This is a genomic window from Streptomyces amakusaensis, assembly GCF_039532665.1.
Taxonomy (GTDB): domain Bacteria; phylum Actinomycetota; class Actinomycetes; order Streptomycetales; family Streptomycetaceae; genus Streptomyces; species Streptomyces amakusaensis.
This window is the reverse complement of the sequence record NZ_BAAASB010000021.1, coordinates 101,539-128,016: the sequence shown is the minus strand read 5'-3', so window position 1 is coordinate 128,016 and position 26,478 is coordinate 101,539. Positions and strand designations below refer to the sequence as shown.

General features: G+C 70.2%; 24 protein-coding genes, 5 tRNA genes and 1 pseudogene. 11 read left to right on the top strand and 19 right to left on the bottom strand.

Going from position 1 to position 26,478, the window contains the following annotated elements; translation table 11 throughout:
* Positions 1-176 (top strand): annotated as a pseudogene (locus tag ABD371_RS29895) (HNH endonuclease); the annotation flags it as partial.
* Positions 177-369: 193 nt separating this feature from the next.
* On the top strand, positions 370-684 hold the full coding sequence (locus ABD371_RS29890) for a 4a-hydroxytetrahydrobiopterin dehydratase (protein WP_344483718.1): 315 nt from the start codon (positions 370-372) through the stop codon (positions 682-684).
* A gap of 101 nt (positions 685-785) precedes the next feature.
* Here ABD371_RS29890 and ABD371_RS29885 read toward each other — a convergent pair.
* From ABD371_RS29885 to ABD371_RS29865, 5 genes are all read right to left on the bottom strand, one after another.
* Positions 786-858: transfer RNA gene (locus ABD371_RS29885), tRNA-Lys, on the bottom strand.
* 165 nt (positions 859-1,023) lie between these two features.
* Entirely contained in the window at positions 1,024-3,372 is a 2,349-nt protein-coding gene (locus tag ABD371_RS29880; protein ID WP_344483715.1) for a DEAD/DEAH box helicase, read from the bottom strand.
* Positions 3,373-3,601: 229 nt separating this feature from the next.
* Complete coding sequence (locus tag ABD371_RS29875) at positions 3,602-4,201, bottom strand: hypothetical protein (RefSeq protein WP_344483712.1); 600 nt, start codon at positions 4,199-4,201, stop codon at positions 3,602-3,604.
* 165 nt (positions 4,202-4,366) lie between these two features.
* Entirely contained in the window at positions 4,367-4,720 is a 354-nt protein-coding gene (locus ABD371_RS29870; RefSeq protein ID WP_344483709.1) for a fluoride efflux transporter FluC, read from the bottom strand.
* Positions 4,717-5,199 carry a fluoride efflux transporter FluC gene (locus tag ABD371_RS29865; RefSeq protein WP_344483706.1) on the bottom strand — a complete coding sequence of 161 codons (483 nt, stop codon included), beginning with the start codon at positions 5,197-5,199 and terminating at the stop codon, positions 4,717-4,719. Before ABD371_RS29865 ends, ABD371_RS29870 begins: the two co-directional genes overlap by 4 nt.
* A gap of 78 nt (positions 5,200-5,277) precedes the next feature.
* Between ABD371_RS29865 and ABD371_RS29860 the strand changes: the two genes are divergently transcribed.
* From ABD371_RS29860 to ABD371_RS29845, 4 genes are all read left to right on the top strand, one after another.
* Positions 5,278-5,628: a metallopeptidase family protein gene (locus ABD371_RS29860; protein WP_190126249.1), complete on the top strand. Its 351-nt coding sequence runs from the start codon at positions 5,278-5,280 to the stop codon at positions 5,626-5,628.
* Between the two features lie 222 nt (positions 5,629-5,850).
* Positions 5,851-5,923, top strand: a tRNA-Glu gene (locus ABD371_RS29855).
* A 39-nt stretch (positions 5,924-5,962) separates the two neighbouring features.
* A tRNA-Asp gene (locus tag ABD371_RS29850) sits at positions 5,963-6,037 on the top strand.
* A 22-nt stretch (positions 6,038-6,059) separates the two neighbouring features.
* A tRNA-Phe gene (locus tag ABD371_RS29845) sits at positions 6,060-6,133 on the top strand.
* Between the two features lie 41 nt (positions 6,134-6,174).
* On the opposite strand, the gene ABD371_RS29840 is transcribed toward ABD371_RS29845, so the two are convergent.
* From ABD371_RS29840 to ABD371_RS29830, 3 genes are all read right to left on the bottom strand, one after another.
* On the bottom strand, positions 6,175-7,074 hold the full coding sequence (locus ABD371_RS29840; protein WP_344483703.1) for a cytochrome c biogenesis CcdA family protein: 900 nt from the start codon (positions 7,072-7,074) through the stop codon (positions 6,175-6,177).
* Entirely contained in the window at positions 7,071-7,922 is an 852-nt protein-coding gene (locus ABD371_RS29835; RefSeq protein ID WP_344483700.1) for a DsbA family protein, read from the bottom strand. Before ABD371_RS29835 ends, ABD371_RS29840 begins: the two co-directional genes overlap by 4 nt.
* A gap of 212 nt (positions 7,923-8,134) precedes the next feature.
* On the bottom strand, positions 8,135-8,500 hold the full coding sequence (locus ABD371_RS29830; protein WP_344483697.1) for a hypothetical protein: 366 nt from the start codon (positions 8,498-8,500) through the stop codon (positions 8,135-8,137).
* A 153-nt stretch (positions 8,501-8,653) separates the two neighbouring features.
* On the opposite strand from ABD371_RS29830, the gene hrpA reads away from it, so the two are divergent.
* The 3 genes from hrpA (at position 8,654) to ABD371_RS29815 (ending at position 13,177) form a co-directional block, all read left to right on the top strand.
* Positions 8,654-12,574 (top strand): ATP-dependent RNA helicase HrpA, encoded by a 3,921-nt coding sequence (hrpA, locus tag ABD371_RS29825; protein WP_344483694.1) that lies wholly within the window; start codon positions 8,654-8,656, stop codon positions 12,572-12,574.
* A 94-nt stretch (positions 12,575-12,668) separates the two neighbouring features.
* Positions 12,669-12,743, top strand: a tRNA-Asp gene (locus ABD371_RS29820).
* A gap of 251 nt (positions 12,744-12,994) precedes the next feature.
* Positions 12,995-13,177 (top strand): DUF6274 family protein, encoded by a 183-nt coding sequence (locus ABD371_RS29815; protein WP_381735026.1) that lies wholly within the window; start codon positions 12,995-12,997, stop codon positions 13,175-13,177.
* Between the two features lie 388 nt (positions 13,178-13,565).
* On the opposite strand, the gene bldC is transcribed toward ABD371_RS29815, so the two are convergent.
* Together bldC and ABD371_RS29805 are read right to left on the bottom strand one after the other, a co-directional pair.
* On the bottom strand, positions 13,566-13,772 hold the full coding sequence (gene bldC / locus ABD371_RS29810; protein WP_003949541.1) for a developmental transcriptional regulator BldC: 207 nt from the start codon (positions 13,770-13,772) through the stop codon (positions 13,566-13,568).
* A 477-nt stretch (positions 13,773-14,249) separates the two neighbouring features.
* A complete protein-coding gene (locus ABD371_RS29805) occupies positions 14,250-15,089 on the bottom strand; it encodes a DUF8083 family protein (protein WP_344483691.1) in 840 nt (279 codons plus the stop codon).
* A 156-nt stretch (positions 15,090-15,245) separates the two neighbouring features.
* On the opposite strand from ABD371_RS29805, the gene ABD371_RS29800 reads away from it, so the two are divergent.
* Both ABD371_RS29800 and ABD371_RS29795 read left to right on the top strand, forming a co-directional pair.
* Entirely contained in the window at positions 15,246-16,337 is a 1,092-nt protein-coding gene (locus ABD371_RS29800) for a Leu/Phe/Val dehydrogenase (RefSeq protein WP_344483688.1), read from the top strand.
* Positions 16,338-16,618: 281 nt separating this feature from the next.
* Positions 16,619-16,873, top strand: a complete 255-nt coding sequence (locus ABD371_RS29795) for a DUF3073 domain-containing protein (protein ID WP_190126241.1) — start codon at positions 16,619-16,621, stop codon at positions 16,871-16,873.
* Positions 16,874-16,992: 119 nt separating this feature from the next.
* Here ABD371_RS29795 and purM read toward each other — a convergent pair whose 3' ends face one another.
* From purM to purS, 9 genes are all read right to left on the bottom strand, one after another.
* Positions 16,993-18,084 carry a phosphoribosylformylglycinamidine cyclo-ligase gene (purM, locus tag ABD371_RS29790; RefSeq protein ID WP_344483684.1) on the bottom strand — a complete coding sequence of 364 codons (1,092 nt, stop codon included), beginning with the start codon at positions 18,082-18,084 and terminating at the stop codon, positions 16,993-16,995.
* 101 nt (positions 18,085-18,185) lie between these two features.
* On the bottom strand, positions 18,186-19,703 hold the full coding sequence (gene purF, locus ABD371_RS29785) for an amidophosphoribosyltransferase (protein ID WP_344483681.1): 1,518 nt from the start codon (positions 19,701-19,703) through the stop codon (positions 18,186-18,188).
* A gap of 118 nt (positions 19,704-19,821) precedes the next feature.
* The gene (locus ABD371_RS29780) at positions 19,822-20,631 is read right to left on the bottom strand and encodes an META domain-containing protein (protein ID WP_344483678.1); all 810 of its coding nucleotides are present in this window, start codon (positions 20,629-20,631) and stop codon (positions 19,822-19,824) included.
* A 50-nt stretch (positions 20,632-20,681) separates the two neighbouring features.
* Entirely contained in the window at positions 20,682-21,473 is a 792-nt protein-coding gene (locus tag ABD371_RS29775) for a maleylpyruvate isomerase family mycothiol-dependent enzyme (protein ID WP_344483675.1), read from the bottom strand.
* A gap of 10 nt (positions 21,474-21,483) precedes the next feature.
* Positions 21,484-22,374 (bottom strand): M23 family metallopeptidase, encoded by an 891-nt coding sequence (locus ABD371_RS29770; RefSeq protein ID WP_344483672.1) that lies wholly within the window; start codon positions 22,372-22,374, stop codon positions 21,484-21,486.
* A gap of 82 nt (positions 22,375-22,456) precedes the next feature.
* On the bottom strand, positions 22,457-22,978 hold the full coding sequence (locus tag ABD371_RS29765; protein WP_344483669.1) for an ArsR/SmtB family transcription factor: 522 nt from the start codon (positions 22,976-22,978) through the stop codon (positions 22,457-22,459).
* A 117-nt stretch (positions 22,979-23,095) separates the two neighbouring features.
* Positions 23,096-25,345: a phosphoribosylformylglycinamidine synthase subunit PurL gene (gene purL, locus ABD371_RS29760; protein WP_344483666.1), complete on the bottom strand. Its 2,250-nt coding sequence runs from the start codon at positions 25,343-25,345 to the stop codon at positions 23,096-23,098.
* Positions 25,342-26,022, bottom strand: a complete 681-nt coding sequence (purQ, locus tag ABD371_RS29755; RefSeq protein WP_344483662.1) for a phosphoribosylformylglycinamidine synthase subunit PurQ — start codon at positions 26,020-26,022, stop codon at positions 25,342-25,344. The genes purL and purQ overlap by 4 nt, the downstream gene beginning before the upstream one ends.
* Positions 26,019-26,264, bottom strand: a complete 246-nt coding sequence (gene purS / locus ABD371_RS29750; RefSeq protein ID WP_190126232.1) for a phosphoribosylformylglycinamidine synthase subunit PurS — start codon at positions 26,262-26,264, stop codon at positions 26,019-26,021. Before purS ends, purQ begins: the two co-directional genes overlap by 4 nt.
* Between the last annotated feature and the right edge of the window lie 214 nt (positions 26,265-26,478).

Below are 26,478 nucleotides of genomic sequence, written 5' to 3'. Positions count from 1 at the left end.
AGGACCCCGCCCAATGGCTCCCCCCGGCCCCCGACGCCCTCTGCCGCTACCTCTCCGAATGGACCGCCACCAAGCTCCGCTGGAACCTCACCGCCGACGAGGCCGAACAGGACCGCCTCTTCGTCCTCGCGGCCCAGTGTTCCGGGACCTCGGTGACGTACGAACCCGCGCCGTAGTCCCGCTTCTCGCGGCCGTGCCCCCGCTCGGGATCGCCGGGGGCGCGGCCGGTGAACCCGAAGAACGGTCCGTGAACCCGGCCGCCGCATCCGCGAGGATCGCCGCAGGGCTCCGGTCGGCCCGCCGCCGCGAGGAGCGAGAGGCCTCGGCCGGAGCACGAGCCAACTCCGAAGACTCCGAAGGAGCACACCCATGGCAGCCACCCCCCTCACCGACGCCGAAATCGCCCAGGCACTCGCCGACCTTCCCGGCTGGACGGCTCAGGACGGCAGGCTGGCCGCCGTCTACAAGGCCGACCGTGCTGCCGTCCCCGGGTTCTACGCGGCGGTGGCGGCGGCCGAGGACGAGGCGAATCACCACGCGGAGATCACCGTGCTGTACGGGACGGTCGGCTTCGCGCTCAACACCCATGACGCCGGGGGTGCCATCACGGCGCTGGACACGGCGCTGGCCGAGCGGATCAGCGCCCTCGCCGTCGAGCGCGGGGCCCGTCCGGCGGGGAAGTGACGGGGGGCGTGACCGGGAAAACGCGGAAGCGCCCCACCCGATTGGACTCGGGTGGGGCGCTTCTTCGCAGGTCACGGGCTTACGCCCGGCCCTGCGGCCGGTAGGCCGTGTGGGACTCGAACCCACAACCAACGGATTAAAAGTCCGCTGCTCTGCCAATTGAGCTAACGGCCCTCGGCAACTCATCCCCGAGCATAGCTGGCCCTGGCGCGTGCGCCGATCGGGTATCCGATCACGGAGTGCCGAAGTGGGGCGGAGGGACCGTCAGGGGGCGGCCGGGGGTGGGGAAAAGGGGGCGGGGCCCGTGCCTCGGAGGAGGTACGGGCCCCGCGGGGTCAATCAGCCGTTGCGCTTCCAGCGGGGCTTGTCGTCACGACGGCCGAAGGAGCCGGTGTTCGTGCCGGTGCCGGTGCCGCCGCCGCGGTGGTCGTCGCGACGGGCGTACGGGCGGTCGGAGGAGCCGGCGCGGAAGCCGCCGCCGGTGGGGCGGTCGTCGCGACGGTCGCGGTTGAACGGACGGTCGCTGCCGCGGTGGCCGCCGGAGGGGCGGTCGTCGCGACGGAAACCGCCGGAGGCGGGACGCTCGTCACGGCGGTCGTCGCCGCGGAAGCCACCCGAGGGACGGTCGTCACGGCGGAAACCGCCGGAGGACGGACGGTCGTCGCGACGGAAGCCACCGGACGAGGGGCGCTCGTCACGACGCTCGAAGGAACGGCCACCGCCCGAGGACGGACGGTCGTCACGGCGGAAACCGCCGGAGGACGGACGGTCGTCGCGACGGAAACCGCCGGAGGACGGACGGTCGTCACGGCGGAAGCCACCGGACGAGGGGCGCTCGTCACGACGGTCGAACGAACGGCCGCCACGGTCGTCACGGCGGTCGTCGCGACGGTCGTCACGGCGGAAGCCGCCCGAGGAGGGGCGCTCGTCACGGCGGTCGAAGGAACGGCCACCGCCACGGCGGTCGAAGTTGCCGCGGTCGTCGCGACGGTCGGTCTGCTGCTGCTCGGGCACCGCGGCGGCGGCCACGGCGGCCTCCAGCTCGGCCTCGGCGGCCTCGGTGACGGCGGCGACGGCGGTCTCCGGGTCGTCACCGCGCTCGCGGGCGGCACGGGCGACCAGGCGGTCGGCCTCCTCGCGAAGCTCGGTCGCGCGGCGCTGGACGCGCTCCAGCTGGCGGGCCAGGTCGGCGGCCTCGCGCTCGGCCTGCTTGGCGGCGTTGTTGGCGGAGTCGGCCTGGACCTCGGTGAGCGAGCGCGCACCGGTGATCTCGGCGACCTCGGGGTCGAAGGCGCCGGCGCCGCCGACGATGTGGCGCGAGGCGTCGACGCCCGCGTCCTCCATCAGACGGAAGATCTGACGGCGCTGGTGCGGCAGCGACAGGGAGACGACCACACCGGACTTGCCGGCGCGGGCGGTACGGCCCGAGCGGTGGAGGTAGTCCTTGTGGTCGCCGGCCGGGTCCACGTTGAGGACCAGGTCGATGCCGTCGACGTGGATGCCTCGGGCGGCGACGTCGGTCGCGACGAGCGCGTTGACGTAGCCGTCCTTGAAGTCGGCCAGCGTGCGGGTACGCGCGCCCTGGGTCATGCCGCCGTGGAGCGCGTCGGCCTTCACGCCCGCCTCGCGGAGCTGCTCGGCGATGCGGTCCGCGCCCAGCTGGGTGCGGACGAAGATGATGGTGCGGCCCTTGCGGGCGGCGATGGCGGCCGTGACCGGCGCCTTGTCCTTCGGCTTCACGACGAGGACGTGGTGGGTCATGGTCGTGACGTTGCCCTGGGCGCTGTCGACCTCGTGGGTGACCGGGTTCGACAGGTAGCGCTTGACCAGGGTGCTGATCTCGTTCTCCATCGTGGCGGAGAACAGCATGCGCTGGCCGCCGGACGGAACCTGGTCGAGCAGCTCGGTGACCTCGGGCAGGAAGCCCAGGTCGGACATCTGGTCGGCCTCGTCCAGGATCGTCACCTGGACCTGCTCCAGGGAGCAGGCGCCGCGGTTGATGATGTCGCGCAGTCGGCCCGGGGTGGCGACGAGGATGTCGACACCGCGCTCCAGGGCGTAGATCTGGTTGCCCATGGACGTACCGCCGCAGACGACCTTCATCTTCAGGCCGAGGACGTCGCCGTACGGCTGGAGCGCGTCCGCGACCTGCATGGCCAGCTCACGGGTCGGGGTCAGGATGACGCCGCGCGGCTTCTTCTTGTCGGTGTGGCCGCCGGAGAGCGTCGCCAGCAGCGGGAGGCCGAAGGAGAGCGTCTTGCCGGAGCCGGTACGGCCGCGGCCGAGGATGTCCTTGCCGGCCAGGGCGTCCGGGATGGTCGCGGCCTGGATCGGGAAGGGGGCGGTGACGCCGTTCTGCGCCAGCTTGCGGACGACGCCCTCGGGCAGACCCAGGTCACCGAAGGTGAGGGTCGGCTCGGCGGGCTCGGCGTCGGCGTCGACATCGGCGTCAGTGTCGGAGTCGGCGGAGTCCTCGAAGGACTCGGCAGCCTCGGCGGTCTCGGAGACCTCAGCGGTCTCGACGACCTCGGTCACCTCGGCGACCTCAACGACGTCGGAGACCTCAATGATCTCAACAACCTCGGGGGTCTCGACAACCTCGGAAACCTCGGCGACCACAGCGGTCTCGGCGACGGTCTCGTCGTTGTTCTCGGGCATGACGGCGTGATCAGTACTGAAAGTGGACATGCGAAATGCGAAACCTTCCGGAGTCTCGGCACGCGCCCAAACTCCGTGATTTCGCAATTCGACCGCCTCTATGCGGTCAGCCACGGCTAGGGAGAGTACGCGCCACACGGCGCGCTTCTTTTTCGGCGCCGGGCAATGGGATCAAACGATCTACCACCATACGCACCCTCCCCCACCCAAGGCAAACCACATCGGAGTGACCCGCATTACACGCCTCTCCGCACGCCCCTCACACCGGGCCCGGCCGCGGCGAGGCCATCGGCTCTCCGCGCATCCCCCGGCCGTACGCCTCCGCCGTGCGCATCGCCCCCGCGTGGACCTCGGGGGCCGAGGAGGCCGACGGCTGCTCGGTGGGCTCGGTGGGCTGCTCCGTGGGGGTCTCCTTCGGCGGCTCGGACGTCGGCGTCTCCTTCGGCGGCGGCGTGGAGGACGGCGGTACGGGGGTGGCGGACGGGGTCTGGGTCGGCTCGGGGGTGGGACCGGCGGGCTTCGGGCGCATCGGGCCCGTGGACGGCCGGGGCGTGGACCGGGCCGCCGCCGTCGCCCCGCCGCTCGGGCTCGCGGGCGGCTTCGGCACGGCGGCGCGCTCGCGCTCGCCGGATCTGCCGGGGCTCACGGCGGGCCGGCCGCCGCCCGCGTGGCGCCCGCCGCCCGGTCCCACATGGCCGCCGTCCGGCTCGGGCGCGGTGTCCGGCCGGTCGTCCGACTTGCTGGGGGCGGGGCTTCCGCTCTTGTCGTCGCTCACGCTCATACAGCCGGCCGAGGACGCGAGCGCCAGCGAGGCGGCGAACGCGACAGCCAGACGGCCGGGGACGGACAAATGGCGCACGAGGGCACCTCCGGGGAACAGCACAGGGGACAGAACACAGGTTTCACTGCCCAACTCCCCGCGCCCCACAAGGGACACGCCCCCACGCCTGACAAGTACACGACCCACACCGCTGTATCCGGCAACGGTCCGCGCGCCGAGCCCCGCCGACGAGCACCCGGCCCCTCAGCCGCGCGCCAACTCCAGCCCCAGGAACAGCGATCCGATCCCCACGAGCAGCGAAGCGGCCGTATTCGCCGCCGCGAGCGCCGCCCGTCCGCGCTCGGCCAGCAGGAGCGTCTCGTACGAGAAGGTCGAGTACGTGGTGAGCGCGCCGCACAGCCCCGTACCGAGCAGGGCGTACGCCGGTGAGGAGACCGCGACCCCCGCGAGCGCCCCCAGCAGCAGACAGCCCGCCGCGTTGACGGTGAGGGTGCCCCAGGGGAAGGGCGAGCCGTGGCGCGCCCCGATCGCCCGGTCGACCAGGAAGCGCAGAGGCGCGCCGACGGCCGCGCCGAGAGCCACCAGGAGCCAGTTCACTGTGCGCTCCGCCTAACGAATGACCTGGTCAGAGCCGCGCCCGCCCAGACGGCGGTGAAGCAGGCGAGCACTGTTCCCCCCGCGTACGCGGGCGCGAGCCACTGCTCGCCGCGCGCCAGCAGCTCGCGGAAGTCCAGCGCGTACGCCGAGAAGGTGGTGAAGCCGCCCAGCACCCCCACCCCGGCGAACGGGCGCGCCAGCGGGTGCCCCCAGCGGCCCCGGCCCTCGCCGACCAGCACCATCACCACGCCGATCAGCGCGGACCCGGCGGCGTTGACCATGAGGGTGGCCCAGGGGAAGCCGTCGCCGGCGGGCAGGGCCAGGGTGATCGCGTACCGCGCCAGCGCCCCGGTCGCGCCGCCCGCCGCGATCACCGCGAGGAGCACCCACAGCCGGGGCCCGGACGGCTCGGCCCGCCGCCGCCCGGACTCCGGGAAGCCGTCCCCGTCCGGTTCCGCTCTCGGTACGCCTGTCGCCACGGGAGCATTCTCGCCCCGGGCCGGAAGGGATTCCCCCGCCGTACGCCGGAACCGGCGCTCTTCCCGGACAATGGCCAGGTGCTGGAGATGACGCGCGACGCCTTCGAAGAGCTGGTGGCCGAGGCCCTGGACACGATTCCGCCCGAGCTGACCCGGGTCATGGACAACGTGGCCGTGTTTGTCGAGGACGAACCGGACCCGTCCGATCCGGAGCTGTTGGGGCTCTACGAGGGGACGCCGCTCACGGAGCGCGGCGAGTGGTACGCGGGGGTCCTGCCGGACCGGATCTCGATCTACATGGGCCCGACCCTGCGCTACTGCGAGACGGCGGAGGACGTGGTCCACGAGGTCGCCGTGACCGTCGTCCACGAGATCGCCCACCACTTCGGGATCGAGGACGACCGGCTGCACGAGCTGGGCTGGGGCTGAGTCACAGGCCGAGCCGGTCCCTCCCCCTCAGCGACGTTCAGCGACGAACACCCGTACGGCCGTACGGCCCCGGCCCCTCGCAGGACCCCGTACAACCGCCCGCACGGAGCGGCCGGAGCCCGCCCGCTCCACCCTCGGGAAAAGCGTTTTGGCGATACCTCCCGACATCCCATATGCTTCTCACGTCCCCGACGCGCCGGAAGGCGCGCAGGCGGGCCCTTAGCCCTCATCGTCTAGTGGCCCAGGACGCCGCCCTTTCAAGGCGGTAGCACGGGTTCGAATCCCGTTGGGGGCACGCAATACTTTGTGTGAGACTTGTGCTCACACAATGCTTGGTCCTGTGGAGCAGCTTGGAGTGCTCGCCACCCTGTCAAGGTGGAGGCCGCGGGTTCAAATCCCGTCAGGACCGCTGTGACTCTTAAGAGTCGCGTGGCTGGGTAGCTCAGTTGGTACGAGCGATCGCCTGAAAAGCGATAGGTCGCCGGTTCGATCCCGGCCCCAGCCACAGTTCGAAAGGCCCCGTCCCGTGGACGGGGCCTTTCGCCGTTATGCCTCCTTCCCGGCCCCGGCCCCGGCACCGGCACCGGCACCGGCCTCGGCACCGGCCTCGGCGCTCCCGGCGTCCCGCTCGGTGCGGCGCTTCCAGCCCCGCGCGCCCAGGGTCATCGCGGCCACCGCCACCAGGACGATCAGCAGCGCCCAGTCCGGGACCGCCTCGCCCAGTTCGCCCGCCCAGCGCTCGGCGGCGAAGGAGTCGTCCACCGAGAGCAGGCCGGGCAGGGCCGTCGTCCCGTCGAAGACGAGGAAGAGGGAGCCGAGGACGATGAAGAACAGGCCGGAGACGAGCGAGGTGGAGTGCGCCCGCAGCGGGCCGAGGCGAAGGGGCCGGCCCCGCAGCCAGCGGCGGCGGCCCAGATCGTGCCGCTCCCAGAGCAGGGCCAGCACGAAGAGCGGCACCGCCATGCCCAGGGCGTAGACGGCGAGCAGCAGACCGCCGTAGACCGGGCTGCCGCTCAGCGCGGACACCGTCAGCACACTGCCGAGGATGGGGCCCGCGCAGAAGCCCGCGAGACCGTAGACGAGGCCGAGCGCGTAGACGGGGAGGGCGGTGGTCGGACGGATCCGGCCGGAGAGCCGGGCGGCGCGGCGGGAGGCGAAGCCGAGGCCGAGGATCTGGGCCGCGCCGAGCGCGATGATCAGCCAGCCGCCGGCCGTGACCAGCAGATCGCGGTTGCCGTAGAAGAACCGGCCCGCGTAGGAGCCGGCCACCCCGAGGGGGACCAGGGTGGTCGCGAGTCCGGCGTAGAAGATCCCGGTGCGCAGCAGCAGCCGGCCGGCGGAGTCGAGCGAGTATGCGAAGAACGCCGGCAGCAGGAGGGCGCTGCACGGGCTGACCAGGGCGAGCAGTCCCCCGAGGAAGGCGGCGAGATAGCCGATGTCGGTCATCGCCCGGCCTTCTCGGAGGGTTCTTCGGAGGACTCTTCCGCAGGCTTCCCGGCGGGCTTCCCGGCAGGTCCGGCGGGCTTCCCGGCGGGCTTCGCCGCGGCGAGCGCCGATTCGATCGCCTCGGTGAAGGTCCCCATGGGCTGTGCGCCCGCGATCGGCCGGCCGTTGACCAGGAAGGACGGGGTGGAGGCCGCGCCCAGCCCATAGGCCTCGTCCTGGTCCCGCTTGACCGCCGCCCTGGCCTCCTCGCTGTCGAGGTCCCGGGCGAAGCGGGCCGCGTCGGCGACGCCCGCCTCCTTCGCGAGCGCCTTCAGCCGGTCCGGTCCGTACCCCTTCTCCTTCGCCCCTTCGGCGTACGCGGCGGAGTGGAACTGCCAGAACCGGCCCTGCCGGCCGGCCGCCCAGGCGGCGCGGGCGGCGGCCTCCGACTCCTCGCCGAAGATCGGGAAGTTGCGCCACTCGATGCGCAGCACCCCGCTCTCCACATACTTCTCGATCAGTTCGGGTTCGGTGTCCCGGGCGAACTTCCCGCAGTAGCCGCACTTGAAGTCGGCGTACTCGACCATGACGACGGGAGCGTCCGCCCGGCCGATCGAGAGCGGGTCCTTCGCCTCGCGACGGGCGAGCTTCTCCAGCTCGGCGTAAGCGCCGCCCCGCGGATCGGCGGAGGAGTCCGCGGAGGCGGCGGCGGCCGGAGTCCGGGCGGCGGGCGGGTCCTCGGGCTTGGTCGCGCTGTACGAGGCGTAGCCGAGCAGCAGGGCCGCGGCGACGACGCCCGCGCCGATGAGCAGCGGCTTGCGGGGGGAGGCGGAGGGCCGTTTCTGAGCGGGCCGGGGGGAGGGGGACATGAGGGTGGTTACTCCTGAACGAGAGCTGGGCGAGAGCTGAGCGGAGGGCCGAGCATGAGCAAAATGGGGTCGTCCGGCCGGGCCCGGCAGCGGGCCTGACGGCGGAACGGGCCGTGGCGGGGGCGGGCCGCGGAGAGAGGGAGTGGCGGCGGAACCGGGCCAGGGAAAGCGACAAAGCGGGCATCCGAGGGCGGAGTCCGGGCCTGGGGGTCTTAAAGGCGCAGGATGGACAGATCCAGCGGAGTCGGCGGATCCAGCGGGGTCGGGCCGCGATCGGGCGCCGCTCCGGCGCACGGGGTGCTCCCCGGCGTGCCGTCGGCGCCGTGTGTGTCGTACGGGACCGGCGCGGGCTCGTACGAGAGCCCGCCGCGCGACGGCGGCGCGGGGTGCGCCCCCCGGTCGCCGTCGGCCCCGCTGCCGCAGCCGGGCGTCCGGTCCTGCGCCACCGGGACCGCGCTCCGGGCGGAGTCCGCGTACGACGGCGGGCACAGGGCCACCACCAGCGCGAGGACCATCGCCAGCAGCACGGACGCGAGGAGCGGCAGCAGTGCGCTCCGGCGGACGCGGCTGAGCTGCATGGACGCGCGGTTTCCTTCCCCTGCGGGAGAACGGAACCCCCGGCTCCGGGCAGCGGGGCCGAGGGCGGCTGAATGATCTGTTCCATACTGCACCAGCTTCCGGGGGAAATGGGTTCGCCAGTGCTTTGACGGGGGTGCGATCCTGGGAGCCGTATGTCTACTTCCTTCGCCGACCTTCAGACGCTGCTGGCGGGGGTGTCGCTCCGCGACGCCCACCGGCTGGGCCGCCGTCTGGAAGGGGCCCGCCGCATCCGTAAGCCCGAGGCGCGGCAGGCCGTGCTGGACGAGATCGCCGCCGAGGCCGGAAAATCCGCCGCGCGGGTGACCCGCCGCGCCGAGCGGATCCCCCCGATCAGCTATCCCGAACAGCTGCCGGTCAGCCAGAAACGGGACGAGATCCTCGCCGCGATACGCGACCACCAAGTGGTGATCGTCGCGGGTGAGACCGGGTCCGGAAAGACGACCCAGATCCCCAAGATCTGTATGGAGCTGGGCCGGGGGGTGCGCGGCATGATCGGCCACACCCAGCCGAGACGGATCGCGGCCCGCACGGTCGCCGAGCGTGTCGCCGAGGAGCTGAACACCCCGCTCGGCGAGGCCGTCGGCTGGAAGGTCCGCTTCACCGACCAGGTCGGCGGCGACACCTTCGTCAAGCTGATGACGGACGGCATCCTGCTCGCCGAGATCCAGACCGACCACGAGCTGCGCGCCTACGACACGATCATCATCGACGAGGCCCACGAGCGCTCGCTCAACATCGACTTCCTCCTCGGCTACCTCGCCCAGCTGCTGCCCAAGCGGCCGGACCTCAAGGTCGTCATCACCTCCGCGACCATCGACCCCGAGCGGTTCTCGCGCCACTTCGGCGACGCCCCGATCGTCGAGGTCAGCGGACGCACCTACCCGGTCGAGGTCCGCTACCGCCCGCTCCTGGAGGACGACAGCGAGGAGAGCGACCGCGACCAGATCACCGCGATCTGCGACGCCGTCGAGGAACTCCAGGGCGAGGGCAAGGGCGACATCCTGGTCTTCCTCTCCGGCGAGCGCGAGATCCGCGACACGGCGGACGCGCTGAACAAGAGGAACTACCGCTTCACCGAGGTCCTGCCGCTGTACGCCCGGCTCTCGCACGCCGAGCAGAACCGGGTCTTCCAGGCCCACACCGGCCGCAGGATCGTTCTGGCGACCAATGTCGCCGAGACCTCGCTGACCGTCCCGGGCATCAAGTACGTCATCGACCCCGGCACCGCCCGGATCTCCCGCTACAGCCATCGCACCAAGGTCCAGCGGCTGCCCATCGAGCGGATCAGCCAGGCCAGCGCCAATCAGCGCAAGGGCCGCTGCGGCCGTACCTCCGACGGCATCTGCGTCCGGCTCTACTCCGAGGACGACTTCGACGCGCGTCCCGAGTTCACCGACGCCGAGATCCTCCGCACCAACCTGGCCTCGGTCATCCTCCAGATGACGGCGGCCGGCCTCGGCGACATCGAGAAGTTCCCCTTCATCGACCCGCCGGACCACCGCAACATCCGCGACGGCGTACAGCTGCTCCAGGAGCTGGGGGCCTTCGACCCCGCGCAGAAGGATCCGAAAAAGAAGCTCACCCCGCTCGGACGCAAGCTCTCCCAGCTGCCGGTCGACCCCCGGCTGGCCCGGATGGTCGTCGAGGCCGACAAGAACGGCTGCGTCCGCGAGGTGATGGTGATCGCCGCCGCGCTCTCCATCCAGGACCCGCGCGAGCGTCCGGCCGAGAAGCAGACCCAGGCCGATCAGCAGCACGCCCGCTTCAAGGACGAGACCTCCGACTTCCTCGCCTACCTCAATCTCTGGCGCTATGTCCGGGAGCAGCAGAAGGAACGGGGCTCCTCCAGTTTCCGCCGCATGTGCAAACAGGAGTATCTGAACTTCCTGCGGATCCGCGAGTGGCAGGACATCTACGCCCAGCTGCGCCAGGTCGCCAAGACCATGGGGATTCACATCAACGAGGAGGACGGCCCGGAGACGAGTGTCCATATCTCGCTGCTCTCCGGACTGCTCTCGCACATTGGCCTGAAAGACACTGAGGCCAAAAACGAGTACCTCGGCGCACGCGGTGCCAAATTCGCCGTCTTCCCCGGTTCCGCGCTCTTCAAGAAGCCCCCCCGGCTGGTGATGTCCGCCGAGCTGGTGGAGACCTCACGGCTCTGGGCCCGGGTCAACGCGAAGATCGAGCCGGAGTGGGTCGAGCCGCTCGCCGGGCATCTGCTCAAGCGCACCTACAGCGAGCCGCACTGGGAGAAGGACCAGGCAGCGGTGATGGCGTACGAGAAGGTCACGCTGTACGGGGTGCCGATCGTCGCGCAGCGCAAGGTGAACTACGGCCGGATCGACCCCGAGGTGTCGCGGGATCTTTTCATCCGCAACGCTCTCGTCGAGGGCGACTGGCGTACCCATCACCAATTCTTCGCCGCCAACCGCCGGCTTCTCACCGAGGTCGAGGAGTTGGAGAACCGCGCCAGACGGCGCGACATCCTGGTGGACGACGAGACCCTCTTCGACTTCTACGACCGCCGGGTGCCCGACGATGTCGTGTCGGGCGCGCACTTCGACTCCTGGTGGAAGCGGAAACACCGGGAGGAGCCCGAGCTTCTCGACTTCGAGCGCGAGATGCTCATCAATGAGAAGGCCGGCGCGGTCACCAAGGACGACTATCCGGACTCCTGGCGACAGGGGCGGCTGAAGTTCCGGGTGACCTATCAATTCGAGCCAGGTGCGGACGCGGACGGAGTCACCGTCCACATCCCCCTCCAGGTACTGAATCAAGTCACCGACGGCGGATTCGACTGGCAGATCCCCGGGCTGCGCGAAGAGGTCGTGATCGAACTGATCCGCTCTCTGCCGAAGCCCGTCCGCCGCCATTACGTGCCCGCGCCGAACTACGCCGGGAAGTTCCTGGAGCGAGCGGTTCCGCTCCAGGAGCCGCTGCCGGTGACGCTCGCGCGCGAACTCCAGCGGATGGTCGGGGTCCCCGTCTCCCCGGAGGACTTCGACCTGGCCAAGGTCCCCGAGCACCTGAAGATCACTTTCCGGATCGTCGACGAGCGGCGGCGCAAGCTCGCCGAGGACAAGGACCTGGAGGCGCTGAAGCTGAAGCTGCGCCCCAAGGCCCGCCAGGCGCTCTCCCAGGCCGCCGCGGCGACGGCGGGCCCGGCGGGCGAGTCGATCGAGCGCACGGGCCTCACGGACTGGACCATCGGCTCCCTCAGCAAGGTCTTCGAGACCCGGCGGGCGGGCCAGCCGGTCAAGGCCTACCCGGCGCTGGTGGAGACGGGCGAGACCGTCTCCGTACGCCTCTTCGACACCCAGGCCGAGCAGCGCCAGGCGATGTGGCGGGGCACCCGGAAGCTGATCATGCTGAACATCCCGGTGAACCCGGCGAAGTTCGCCTCGGACAAGCTCACCAATCAGCAGAAGCTCGCGCTCTCCGGCAATCCGCACGGCTCGATACAGGCCCTCTTCGACGACTGCGCGACGGCGGCGGCGGACAAGCTGCTCGCCGACCACGGCGGCCCCGCGTGGGACGAGGAGTCCTACCGGAAGCTCTACGACTCGGTCCGCGCCGACCTGGTGGACACCACCGTGCGCACGGTGGGCCAGGTGCAGCAGATCCTGGCCGCCTGGCAGGCCTGTGAGCGCCGTCTGAAGGCCACCAAGAGCCTGACGCTGATCAACAACGTCCAGGACGTCCGGGAGCAGCTGGCGGCCCTCGTGCCCGCCGGCTTCGTCACCCGCACCGGGCTGCGGCGGCTCCCGGACCTGATGCGCTATCTGGTCGCCGTGGACCGCAGGCTCCAGCAGATGCCGACCTCCGTCCAGCGCGACACCACCCGGATGGAGAAGGTCCACGAGATGCAGGACGAGTACGCCTGGCTGCTGGAGCAGCTGCCCAAGGGGCGGCCCGTGCCGCAGGAGGTGCGGGACGTCCGCTGGATGATCGAGGAGCTGCGGGTGAGCTATTTCGCCCATGCCCTGGGCACCGCGTACCCCGTCTCCGACAAGCGCATCGTGAAGGCGATCGACGCCCTGGCTCCGTGACACCCCTGTCACCCAGAGCGAGTTCGACCGCCGGGCCACCGCTGCTGTACAGTTTCATCTCGCAGGCCAACGCAACAATCGGACTGCGAAACCTGGTCCTGTGGAGCAGCTTGGAGTGCTCGCCACCCTGTCAAGGTGGAGGCCGCGGGTTCAAATCCCGTCAGGACCGCAGTTGAGAGCCCGCATTCGATGAGAATGCGGGCTCTCGTCGTATCCCGCGCAGCCGGAGGCCGCGCACTGCGGCGGAGCCGCGAAACGGGCACAGCAGATCCCGTCAGGACCGCAGTTGAAGGCCCGCGTCCCCCAAGGATGCGGGCCTTCGCCGTACCCCGCCGCCTTGACGGCCTCCCCCTCCCCCGGTACCCACTCCTTAAGGCCCATCGCGGGCCGGCGCACACACCACCCGCGGAGGTGACGCGCATGGCGACGGCCACGGCGAGACGACACGAGACCAGAGCACTCCTGCGGGCCCATCTGGCGGCCGCGTCCGGCTATCGGCACCTCACGAGGCACTGCGCGGTCTGCCACCGCCTGCTGCGGCTCGCCATGGAGCCCTCCGGCCCCCGCGCCCGCACCGAGGACGAAGGTCCCGGCGGTGAGTGACTTCGGCCCGATGGAACCCGGCCCCGGAAGTGACACGCTCGACAATGGCAAGGGCTGCACGGTGTGACGGGTGTCACCGTATAGGTTTTCAGAACCCAGGTGCTTAACGCCCGCCTACAACCAACCAATTTAATATGTGCAATTGCACTACCCCTTGAGCGGCCGTCCCACAGCTTGGGCACCCTCCCCCGGAGCCATAGCTTCCGCACCCTGGCCGAGGCCGGCCCCGCACCGCCCCGCGCACAAAAAAATCGCGCTGGACCCGGCGGAGTCCAGCGCGATCGATGTCCGAGGTCTGTTGGGGCAGACATCAGGCGGGTGGAGCAACATCTCAAAAGGTGGGCTCAACCGGGATGGGGGTCCCGGAAAGGCCCGGTCTGCAAGGCTCTCAGGCCTCGCTGCGCTGCTGCGGGATACCCGCGAGCAGTGCGCGAACCTCTGCCTCGCGGTACCGGCGATGTCCGCCGAGCGTACGAATCGACGTGAGCTTGCCTGCCTTCGCCCAGCGGGTCACCGTCTTCGGGTCCACGCGGAACATCGTGGCGACCTCAGCCGGGGTCAGCAGCGGCTCGGCATCAGGGGTGCGAGCGGTCATGAGCGGCCTCCTCGGGAGAACCGAACCTTCTCGGTTCATTCCTCTAAATTCTGCACCTTGACCCGCGTTGCCCGAAATGGCGGACGCGGGCCGAGTCGGTTATAGGACGAACGGCTTGTCCTCGGCACTACAACTACACCATCTGTCCAGCCACGTCGGCCAAACCGACGGAATTGCCCTCTGAGGTGTTCATCAGTGGCTGAACGCCGATGGACCAGGCCATAGCGGACAGTCACGCCACAGTGACGATCAGTCACAGAGTGATCAGGAGCCATCAGACCCCCCATAGAGCGCAATGCCGAGCATTCCGCCCTTAGTTGGACGGAAGGAACCCTCCCCGGACTCCTTGTCCTATTTTGACACGAGGGTAGGCGATGGGCGCAAGGGCCCAGATAGTGCAGTCCGTCACGCTTGAGACAAAGGCCCGGATCGGGACCTAGGGCCTGGACGGAAGGCCTCAATCATCCACACATTCGCTCAGTTTGCGAATTGAAGGTCCCTCACTACCCGCCATCGGGCCACAAGCCGGGCATATGCCTCCCCCGCGGCGTCACCGTCGCCCGATCGCAGCGCGGCGATCCCCTCCGCCACATCCGCCGCCGAGTGGTCGTCGGCGAGCCGCTCCCCGGAGAGCGCGTGCACCAGGCCCCCGTAGTCCAGCTCCACCAGCGAGCGCGGATGGAACTCCTCCAGCCACCGCCCCACCTCGACCAGCCCTTCGATCAGCGGACCCGCGTCCGCGGAGTCGCGCAGCGCCTTCAGCGCCCGGGCGGTCCGGCGGCGGGCCTCCACCATCGGGGTGCGGTAGCGCAGGGCTGCCGCGCCGGGACCGGCCGGCTCATAGGCCCGCTCCTCGTCGGCGAAGAGCACGAACCAGCGGACCGGCACCTGCCAGACCGCGCTCCTGATCCATGGACGGGCGTCCGGATTGCGCTCGCGCCACCGCCCCCAGTCCGCCGCCGCCTGGGCCCTGACCACCGGCGGAAGCACCGCGTCCAGCAGCGCGGGCGGGAGCTCCCGCACCAGCTCCTCCAGGGCCAGCCAGCCCCGCAGCCGGGTGCGCCAGGGGCAGATCCGCACCACGCCGTCCACCTCGGTCACAAAGGCCTCGGCGCTCTCGTGCACCGGCACCGCGATCGGCGGGGTGGGCAGCAAATCCGCCAGTGACCTGCGCAGTTCATCCTGGGCCGTGGGGGTCCGGCCGCGCTGCGCGTAGCGCGTCCAGTGCTCGCGCTCGGGGCGCGGAAAGGCCTCCAGGGGCTCGTACACCCGCAAGTAGGCCGCATAGGGGACCAGAACCGAGGACACCGCCGGCATGTCGCAAATCCTTCCCTGCCCGTACTCCGCCAGGGGGTGATCCTGGGCACTGCGCCCGATCCACGCCCGTTCAGCACTTACCCTCGTGCCCAATCGGACCGTCCCCACCCACAGGATGGTCCCTCATCCGCCGCTTCTTACCTGGGAGTCACCACAGTGACCGATGTGACCGGCGCTTCCGTCGATGTACTGCACACCCTGTTCCGCTCGGACCAGGGCGGCCATGAGCAGGTCGTGCTCTGCCAGGACCGCGCCTCCGGTCTGAAAGCCGTGATCGCCATCCACTCCACCGCCCTGGGCCCGGCCCTGGGCGGCACCCGTTTCCATCCGTACGCGACCGAGGCGGCGGCCGTCGCCGACGCGCTGAACCTCGCCCGCGGGATGTCGTACAAGAACGCCCTGGCCGGCCTCGGGCACGGCGGCGGCAAGGCAGTGATCATCGGAGACCCCGAGACCCTCAAGAGCGAGGAGCTGCTGCTCGCCTACGGCCGCTTCGTCGAGTCGCTCGGCGGGCGGTACGTGACCGCCTGCGACGTCGGCACCTACGTCGCCGACATGGACGTGGTGGCCCGCGAGACCCGCTGGGCCACCGGCCGCTCCCCCGAGAACGGCGGCGCGGGCGACTCCTCCGTACTCACCGCGTACGGCGTCTTCCAGGGCATGCGGGCATCCGCCCAGCACCTGTGGGGATCCCCCTCGCTCAGCGGACGGCTGGTCGGGGTCGCCGGTGTCGGCAAGGTGGGTCATCACCTGGTGAACCATCTGATTCAAGACGGCGCGAAGGTTGTCGTCACGGATGTGCGCGAAGAATCCGTACGGCGAATTCAGGCCAAATATCCTCAGGTCACCGCGGTGGCGGACACAGCCACGCTGATCCGGATCGAGGGGCTGGACATCTACGCGCCCTGCGCGCTCGGCGGCGCGCTCGGCGACGACACCGTGCCGGTGCTCACCGCGAAGGTGGTCTGCGGCGCGGCCAACAACCAGCTCGCGCACCCGGGCGTCGAGAAGGATCTCTCCGACCGCTCCGTCCTCTACGCCCCCGACTATGTGGTGAACGCGGGCGGAGTCATCCAGGTCGCCGACGAACTGCACGGCTTCGACTTCGACCGGTGCAAGGCCCAGGCGGCCCGGATCTACGACACCACGCTGGAAATATTCGCACGTGCGAATGAAGAGGGTGTTCCGCCGGCCGTCGCGGCGGACCGGATCGCCGAGCAGCGGATGGCGGAGGCCCGCCGGCCCTGAAGATGATCATGGCTTCGGCCCGCCGCGTCGGGAGACAAGACTCACCCCGGTCGGCGGGTCGACCGCCAAGAAGAGGTTAATATCGCAGTTGACCAGCGAGGACGGGGCTCCTCGCGGGTCCTGCGAAGTGGCACGTCATGCGGGCGGCGTACCGTATGGCTGCGGAAGCAGGTACCGTTGAAGCCCTACGGGCCGGTCTCCCCGCGGGGAGTCCGTTCCGACTCATGAACGCGTGTCAAGACTCTGGGGCCGTCGAGCCCCGTCACCGAGGGGGTCGAGCCATGGGGCGCGGCCGGGCCAAGGCCAAGCAGACAAAGGTCGCCCGCCAGCTGAAGTACAACAGCGGCGGGACTGACCTGTCGCGTCTGGCCAACGAGCTGGGCGCTTCGACTTCGAGCCAGCCTCCGAATCCGGAGCCGTTCGAGGACGACGACGACGAGGAAGACGACCCGTACGCGCGGTACGCGGAGATGTACAACGACGATGAGGACGAGGACGAAGAGTCCGGTCCGTCGTCACATCGCCGCGGCGCTTGACGTCGTAGCTGGCAACTGACCCGGTCCGGATCACTCCGGACCGGGTTCTGTGCTGTTCGGATCGGTGTTCGGGCCGGGCCGCTCCCCATGAACGGCCCGACCCTGGTGCGAGCCTCTGATCAGGCGTAGTCGCCGACGAGGGTCGCGCCGGTGGAGTGATCGCCGCGCTCGGTGATCTCTCCGGCGACCCATGCCTCGACGCCTCGGTCCTTGAGGAGGGTCAGCGCCGCGTCCGCCGACTCCTCGGGCACGACGGCGATCATGCCGACGCCCATGTTCAGCGTCTTCTCCAGCTCCAGCCGCTCGACCCGGCCGGTCCTGCCGACGAGATCGAAGACCGGCGCGGGCGTCCAGGTCGAACGGTCGACCGTGGCGTGCAGTCCGTCCGGCACCACACGGGCGAGGTTGTTGGCAAGACCGCCGCCGGTGACATGGCTGAAGGCATGCACCTCGGCGGTCCGGATGAGCGCCAGGCAGTCCAGAGAGTAGATCTTGGTGGGTTCGAGCAGTTCTTCGCCCAGAGTCCGCCCGAACTCCTCCACATGGGACTCCAGGGCCATTCCCGCCTGGTCCAGGAGGACATGGCGGACCAGTGAGTACCCGTTGGAGTGAAGGCCGGAGGAGGCCATCGCGATGACCGTGTCCCCCGTACGGATACGATCCGCGCCCAGCAGCCGGTCCGCCTCGACCACACCGGTGCCCGCGCCGGCGACATCGAAGTCGTCCTCGCCGAGCAGGCCCGGGTGCTCGGCGGTCTCGCCGCCGACCAGCGCGCAGCCGGCCAGCACACAGCCCTCGGCGATGCCCTTGACGATGGCGGCGACCCGCTCGGGGTGGACCTTGCCGACACAGATGTAGTCGGTCATGAAGAGCGGCTCGGCACCGCAGACCACGATGTCGTCGACGACCATGCCGACGAGGTCGTGGCCGATGGTGTCGTACACACCGAGCTTGCGGGCGAGGTCGACCTTGGTGCCGACGCCGTCGGTGGCGGTGGCCAGCAGCGGACGCTCGTAGCGCTTGAGCGCCGAGACGTCGAAGAGACCGGCGAATCCGCCGATGCCGCCGAAGACCTCGGGGCGGCGGGTCCGCTTCACCCACTCCTTCATCAGCTCGACGGCGCGGTCACCGGCTTCGATGTCGACGCCCGCGCCGGCGTAGCTGGCACCGGTGCCCGCCTGCGGAGCAGGTACAGAAGACTCAGATGTCATGACGGAGAGAGCTTTCGTGTCGGTACTGCGGAGCCCCGGCCGCGGGCCGCCTCCCGGTGATCCACGGCGCTGTGGATCACCGTGCGGCGGAGCACGGGAACCTAGGGGCGGCGGAGTGCGTCGGCGGCGTCGGTGCCGCCCGCCAGCTCGGTTTCGAGCAGCTGCTTGCCGAGCAGCTCGGGGTCGGGAAGCTCCATCGGGTACTCGCCGTCGAAGCAGGCACGGCAGAGATTCGGCTTGGCGATGGTGGTCGCCTCGATCATGCCGTCGAGGGAGATGTAGGCGAGCGAGTCGGCGCCCATGGAGGTGCCGATCTCATCGATCGTCATCCCGTTGGCGATCAGCTCGGCGCGGGTGGCGAAGTCGATGCCGAAGAAGCAGGGCCACTTCACCGGCGGGGAGGAGATCCGTACGTGGATCTCGGCCGCACCGGCTTCGCGGAGCATCTTGACCAGGGCGCGCTGGGTGTTGCCGCGGACGATGGAGTCGTCGACGACGACCAGCCGCTTGCCCTTGATGACTTCCTTGAGGGGGTTCAGCTTGAGGCGGATGCCGAGCTGACGGATGGTCTGCGAGGGCTGGATGAAGGTCCGGCCGACATAGGCGTTCTTGACGAGCCCGGAGCCGTAGGGGATCCCGCTCGCCTCGGCGTAGCCGATCGCGGCGGGGGTGCCGGACTCCGGAGTCGCTATGACCAGGTCGGCGTCGACAGGAGCTTCTTTGGCCAATTTCCGGCCCATCTCCACCCGGGAGAGATAGACGCTCCGGCCGGCGATGTCGGTGTCGGGGCGGGCCAGATAGACATACTCGAAGACACAGCCCTTGGGCTTCGCTTCCGCGAATCGCGAGGTGCGGATGCCGTTCTCGTCGATGGCGATCAGCTCGCCCGGCTCGATCTCCCGGACGAAGCTCGCACCGCAGATGTCGAGGGCGGCGGACTCACTGGCCACCACCCAGCCCCGGTCGAGCCGGCCGAGCACCAGCGGGCGGATGCCCTGGGGGTCCCGGGCGGCGTAGAGCGTGGTCTCGTCCATGAAGACGAGCGAGAAGGCGCCCCGGACTTCGGGGAGGACTCGGGCGGCGGCCTGTTCCGAGGTCAGCGGCTTGCCGTCGTCGTCCACCTGGCCCGCGAGGAGTGCGGTGACCAGATCGGTGTCATTGGTGGCCGCCACCTGGGTGGCGCGGCCGTCCTGGCGGGGAAGGTCGGCGACCATCTCCGCGAGCTGGGCCGTATTGACCAGATTTCCGTTGTGCCCGAGGGCGATGGAGCCATGGGCCGTGGCCCGGAAAGTCGGTTGCGCGTTCTCCCAGACGGATGCTCCAGTGGTCGAGTAGCGCGCGTGACCGACAGCGATATGTCCGCGCAGGGAACCGAGGGAGGTTTCGTCGAAAACCTGTGAGACGAGGCCCATGTCTTTGAAGACGAGGATCTGGGAACCGTTGCTCACCGCGATTCCGGCGGATTCCTGGCCTCGATGCTGGAGGGCGTAGAGCCCGAAGTACGTCAGTTTTGCGACCTCTTCACCCGGAGCCCAGACCCCGAAGACGCCACAAGCGTCCTGGGGGCCTTTCTCGCCGGGGAGCAGATCGTGATTGAGTCGACCGTCACCACGTGGCACGGCACCGAGTGTAGGCGAGATCGACCACCGGTCCGAATTGGGGGGACCCGTGGGCTCTCGGTGACGGTCCGGTCACCGGGCGGGGGCCGGGATCTCTGCCGCGGCCGGGCCCGGAAGTCTACCTGCCGGCGACGGCGGAGAGGCGTTTGTCGGCCGGTCCGGTGAGGGTGAGCCCGCGGTGCAGCAGGTTGTAGGTGACCTCCTTGTCGAGCACGGCGAGCAGATGGGCCTCCACCTGTCCGGCCGTGCCGGCGCACATCATGCGGGTGGCGGTGATCCGGCCGAGGGTGATCTTCGAACCGGTGACCTTCGCGGGCGCGCTGAAGTTGTTGCAGCCGAGGTTTCCGCGGACCTTGCCGTCCTTGGTGAAGGTCAGCCGCGCGGACTTCTCCGTACCGGCGGGCAGCGGCTCGGCGATGTCCCCGGTGAGCAGCGAGTCCACCGTCCAGGTGGTGCCGATGAGCGGGGCCGGGTCCTGGGAGGTGAGGGCGACGGTGTCGCCCCCGGCGCTGGTCAGGGTGAGCTTCTTGCCCGCCAGTTGGGCCTTGAGGCGTCCGGCGAAGACGCGCTTGGCGTTTGTCTCGAACCGATCGGTCTCCGGGTCGCAGCCGACGAGGTGCATCTCCGAAGGGCCGAGGGTGACGGTGTCGCCGTCGAGCTTCGCCGTGGCGCCGAAGCGGTTGCAGCCGTAGCTGCCCTGGGCACGGCCCTTCTCGGTGATCTCGACATGCGCGCCGGCGGGGGCGCTGGTCTTCTTTCCGTCGACGGTGATGCTGTCGAAGGTCCAGTGCACACCGGTGATGGGGAGGTCGGGCGCGCCGGCGGGCTTGGCGGAGCCGGAGCCGGAGCCGTCTTCGCTGCCGGAGCCGCAGGCGGCGAGCGCGAGAAGGGCCAGGACGGTGAGGGGGACGCTCAGCTCGTTTCGCATGCCCCTGGGACGGGCGGGGGCCGGGTCCGGTTCCCCCGCCCGTCCCGCGCTCAGCCCAGCACCGGCAGCAGCGCGTCCAGATCGGCCCGTTCACCGCTCGCCGCGACCTTCGCCGACTCCAGGGCCTTCGCCCATCCCGTACGCCCGGTGGCGAGCCGTACCCAGGTCAGCGGGTCGGTCTCGACCACATTGGGCGGGGTGCCCCGGGTGTGCCGGGGGCCCTCGACGCACTGCACCACGGCGTACGGCGGGATCCGCACCTCCACGGAGCCGCCCGGGGCCCTGAGCGCGAGGGCGTCGGCGAGCAGCCGGGTGGCGGTGGCGAGCGCGTGCCGGTCGAAGGGGATGTCCAGCCCGGTCGCGTCGTTGAGGTCGTCGGTGTGGACGACCAGTTCGACGGTACGGGTGACCAGGTAGTCCGCGAGCCGCATGGGGCCGAAGCGGGTGGGCACCGCTCGGTCGTCGGAGGCCCGGCCGAGCGCTTCCCCGATCCGGGCGGCGACATCGGCGATCAGCTCGGCGGGGGCCGCCCCGGCGGCCAGTCCGATGGCGGTCTCCTCGATGTCGGCCGCCGCGCCCGCCGTACGGAAGGGCCACTCCATCAGCGCGACTTCGGCCTTCGGCGGCTCGGGCAGGGCGAGGCTTTCGAGCAGCGGGCCGAGCACCGTCGAGAGATGGGCGGCCAGTTCGCGTACGGTCCAGTCGCCGAGCCGGGTGGGCAGGGCGAGCTGCTCGGGGGTGAGGGTGGCGACCGCCGCCGCGACCTGCTCGAACTGGGCGAGGACGGCGGCTCGGGTCTTCACGGGGTCATAGGCGCGGAGGCGTTTGCGGGCCGGTGGCATGGCATCGACCCTAGATCGTGTCGGCGAGGGGCGCAGGCTCGGCCGCGGGCGCGGGTGCGTCGGCGGGCGCGGGTGCGTCGGCGGTGAACGTCTCGCCGTTGGCGGGGACTCCGATGCCGCGCCAGCTGAAGGGGATCCCCTTGGCGCTGTCCAGGTCGGGGCCGTCCATCAGCTGGAAGTGCAGATGCGGCTCGCCGGAGTTGCCCGAGTTCCCGACGCGGGCGATGGGCTGGCCCGCGCGTACCCGGTCGCCCGCGCGGACGGCGAGCGAACCGCGCTGGACATGTGCGTAGGCCGCGTAGACGCCGTCGCCGAGGTCGAGCACGATCCGGTTGCCGACGATGGTGGCCGGGCCCGTCACGTCGCGCAGTGAGCTCTCGATGAGCATCAGATAGGCGATCATCGGCAGGGAGTTGCGGCTGAGATGGTCGCGCTGGCCGTCGGAGGCGTGGACGACGGTGGCGTCCGCGACGGCGAGCAGCGGGGCCCCGAAGGCGGGGAAGGCGCTGTTGCGCCGGACCAGGGGCCAGAGCCAAGTGAAACCGGGGCGGACCGGGGCGTCGGGGCCCTCGGGTTCGGCGACGATGTCGATGGCGTACGTCTGCCCGTATGCGTGCGTCCTGTGGCTGGGGACCTTGTCGGCGGGGCTGTTGAGCGCGGTCCAGCGGCCGGCGATCGGGGGTTCGACCTCGACGGCGAACGGCCGCTTCTGCGGGGTGTGGTCCTTGGCGGCGGCCCGGTCCAGCGCGATGCTGATGATCATCGCCGTGAAGCCCGGCACAAGGATCCACAGGACGCTGAAGGAGAGGTCGAACGAGAGAGAGACGGCTATCAGGGTCAGCGTGGCGAACAAGAGCGTCCGGATCGCGATCATCAGCGATTTTCGGTTACGTGCGGTCATCTGTGTCCCCCGGGTGCGGTTGTCGGGTCCGTACAGCAGGTCGGTACGGCGGGTCGGTACTGCCCGTTGGTACGGCGGGGCGTCACGCCTGCGGGCGGGCCGCCGTCAGGGCGACCAGCAGGGGCACCACGCGCGTCGCGGGCACCTCGTAGCGGCCCCGGGCGGCGGTGCGCAGCCAGCCGGCGGCGGTGAGCTGGCGCAGATGGTGGTAGATCTGGCCGGTGGTGCCGAGGCCCTCCAGCTCGGCCAGTTCGGCGGCGGTGCGCCGGCCGCCGAGGATCTCGCGGAGCAGCCGCAGCCGTACGGCGTGGCCCAGTGCGGCGAGGGAGTCGGCCACACCGGCCCAGTCGCCCTCGCCGTCGAGGAGGCCGTCGGTGAGCGCGCCGTACTGCCATTCGTACCGCTCCTGGGTCGGCAGCCGCACGGAGCCGGTGAAGAGCACCCCGCCGGTGTCGGCGCCGATCTCGGCGAGCTGTTCCCTGAAGCCGTTCAGCGCCCAGAATTCGCCCCCCGTGGTGGTGGGGGGCGGCGGGGCCGCCTCGCGGCTCTCCTCCAGCGCGGCGAGCCTGCGCTCCAGCTCGGCGACGCGCTCCTCAAGTTCCATACTCAGAATATACGTAAGTACGTAATCACGTGCAACAAAAAAACGACGGAACCCCCGCTCCGGAGAGGAAACGGGGGCTCCGCCGCACAGGCGGTCGGGCCGTGCGGCCCGGGTGGATCAGACGAGCAGCGCCGGGATGGTCTCCTCGTGCGCCCGCTTCAGCTCGGCCAGCGGCAGGGTGAACTCGCCCTGCACCTCGACCTCGTCGCCGTCCACGACACCGATACGGGTGACGGGCAGCCCGCGCGCCCCGCACATGTCGGTGAACCGCAGCTCCTCGCTGCGCGGCACCGAGACGATCGCGCGCCCCGCCGACTCGCTGAAGAGGAAGGTGAACGCGGACAGCCCGTCCGGGACGACCAGCCGCGCGCCCTTGCCGCCGCGCAGACACGACTCGACCACGGCCTGGACCAGACCGCCGTCCGAGAGGTCGTGCGCCGCGTCGATCATTCCGTCGCGCGAGGCGGAGATCAGGATCTCGCCGAGCAGCTTCTCGCGGTCCAGGTCCACGGCCGGCGGCAGACCGCCGAGGTGGTCGTGGATCACCTGCGACCAGGCGGAGCCGCCGAACTCCTCCCGGGTGTCACCGAGGAGGTAGATCAGCTGGCCCTCCTCCGCGAACGCGATCGGAGTGCGCCGGTTGACGTCGTCGATCACACCGAGCACCGCGACGACGGGCGTCGGGTGGATGGCGGTGTCGCCGGTCTGGTTGTACAGCGACACATTGCCGCCGGTGACCGGGGTGCCCAGCTTCAGACACGCGTCCGCGAGACCGCGCGTGGCCTCGGCGAACTGCCACATGACACCCGGGTCCTCGGGGGAGCCGAAGTTGAGGCAGTCGGAGACGGCGAGCGGACGCGCGCCGGACGCGGCCACATTGCGGTACGACTCGGCCAGCGCGAGCTGCGCCCCGGTGTACGGGTCGAGCTTGGTGTACCGGCCGTTGCCGTCGGTGGCCATGGCGACGCCGAGGTTGGTCTTCTCGTCGATCCGGACCATGCCCGCGTCCTCGGGCTGCGCCAGCACGGTGTTGCCCTGGACGAACCGGTCGTACTGATCGGTGATCCACGCCTTCGACGCCTGGTTCGGCGAGGCCACCAGCTTCAGCACCTGCTCGCGCAGCTCGGCGGAGCCGGCCGGGCGGGGCAGCTTGCCCGCGTCGTCCGCCTGGAGTGCGTCCTGCCACTCGGGACGGGCGTACGGACGGTGGTAGACCGGGCCCTCGTGGGCGACGGTGCGCGGCGGTACGTCGACGATCTGCTCGCCGTGCCAGAAGATCTCCAGCCGCTCGCCCTCGGTGACCTCACCGATGACGGTGGCGATCACGTCCCACTTCTCGCAGATCTCCAGGAAGCGGGCGACCTTCGCGGGCTCCACGATCGCGCACATGCGCTCCTGCGACTCGCTCATGAGGATTTCCTCGGGCGAGAGGGTCGCGTCGCGCAGCGGCACGGTGTCCAGATCGACCCGCATACCGCCGGAACCGGCGCTCGCCAGCTCGGAGGTGGCGCAGGAGAGCCCGGCGCCGCCGAGGTCCTGGATGCCCGCGACGAGCTTCTCGCCGAAGATCTCCAGGGTGCACTCGATGAGGAGCTTCTCCTGGAAGGGGTCGCCGACCTGGACGGCGGGGCGCTTGGCCGGGCCGGTCGCGTCGAAGGTCTCGGAGGCCAGGACGGAGACTCCGCCGATGCCGTCGCCGCCGGTGCGGGCACCGTAGAGGATGACCTTGTTGCCGGGGCCGGAGGCCTGCGCGAGGTGGATGTCCTCGTGCTTCATCACACCGATGCAGCCGGCGTTGACCAGCGGGTTGCCCTGGTAGCAGGGGTCGAAGACGACCTCACCGCCGATGTTGGGCAGACCCAGGCAGTTGCCGTAGCCGCCGATGCCCGCGACGACACCGGGCAGCACCCGCTTGGTGTCGGGGTGGTCGGCCGCGCCGAAGCGCAGCGGGTCGACCACGGCGACCGGGCGCGCGCCCATCGCGAGGATGTCGCGGACGATGCCGCCGACGCCGGTGGCCGCGCCCTGGTAGGGCTCGATGTAGGAGGGGTGGTTGTGCGACTCGACCTTGAAGGTGACCGCGTACCCCTGGCCGACGTCGACCACACCGGCGTTCTCGCCGATGCCCACCAGCATGGCGTCGTTCTCGGGGGCCTTGTCGCCGAACTGCTTCAGATGGACCTTGCTCGACTTGTACGAGCAGTGCTCGGACCACATGACGCTGTACATCGCCAGCTCGGCCCCGGTGGGACGGCGGCCGAGGATCTCGCGGATCCGCGCGTACTCGTCCTGCTTGAGGCCGAGTTCGGCCCAGGGCTGGTCGGCCTCGGGCGTGTCGGTTGCGTGCTTGACCGTATCGAGGCTCATGCCGTGACCAGCTTCTTGATGACGGAGGTGAAGAAGGCGAGACCGTCGGTGCGGCCGGTGCCGATGAGCGGCTCCACCGCGTGCTCGGGGTGGGGCATCAGACCGACGACATTGCCCTCGGCGTTGGTGATGCCCGCGATGTCGCGCAGCGAGCCGTTGGGGTTGCCGTCGAGATAGCGGAAGGCGACTCTGCCCTCGGCCTCCAGCTCGTCCAGCACCCGCTCGTCGGCGACGTAACGGCCGTCGATGTTCTTCAGCGGTACGGAGATTTCCTGACCGGCCTCGTAATCGGCGGTCCAGGCGGTCTCCGCGTTCTCCACCCGCAGCCGCTGGTCGCGGCAGATGAAGTGGAGGTGGTTGTTGCGGAGCATGGCGCCCGGCAGCAGATGCGACTCGGTGAGGATCTGGAAGCCGTTGCAGATGCCGAGCACCGGCATGCCGGCCCTGGCCTGCTCGATGACGGTCTCCATCACCGGCGAGAACCGGGAAATGGCTCCGGCCCGCAGATAGTCGCCGTAGGAGAAGCCTCCGGCGAGGACCACGGCGTCGACCTGCTTCAGGTCCTTGTCGCGGTGCCAGAGCGAGACGGGCTCGGCGCCCGCGAGCCGTACGGCCCGCAGACTGTCCCGGTCGTCCAGCGTGCCGGGGAAAGTGACGACTCCGACACGAGTGGTCACGACTCCACCCTCACGACGAAGTCCTCGATGACGGTGTTGGCGAGGAACGTTTCAGCCATCTTGTGGATGCGGGCGAGGGCGTCTTCGTCGACCGGCCCCTCCACCTCCAGTTCAAAACGCTTGCCCTGACGAACGTCCGCGATGCCGTCGAAACCGAGGCGGGGCAGCGCACGCTGCACCGCCTGTCCCTGCGGGTCGAGGATCTCGGGCTTGAGCATGACGTCGACTACGACGCGTGCCACGGGCACTCCCGGTGATGTGGTGCGAAGGCGGTCCGCCCAGCGTACCCGGCCAAGAAATCTACTCGCGTAGATATGGGCGGATTTCCGATGCTTCCCCAAGACGCCGAAGCCGCCGCCGGACGAGGTAACCGCCGACGAAAATCCCGGAAAATAACCCGCTCGTCATTGATCGGACACGCGCACATAATTGGGTGGGCTTCACAATGCACCACCG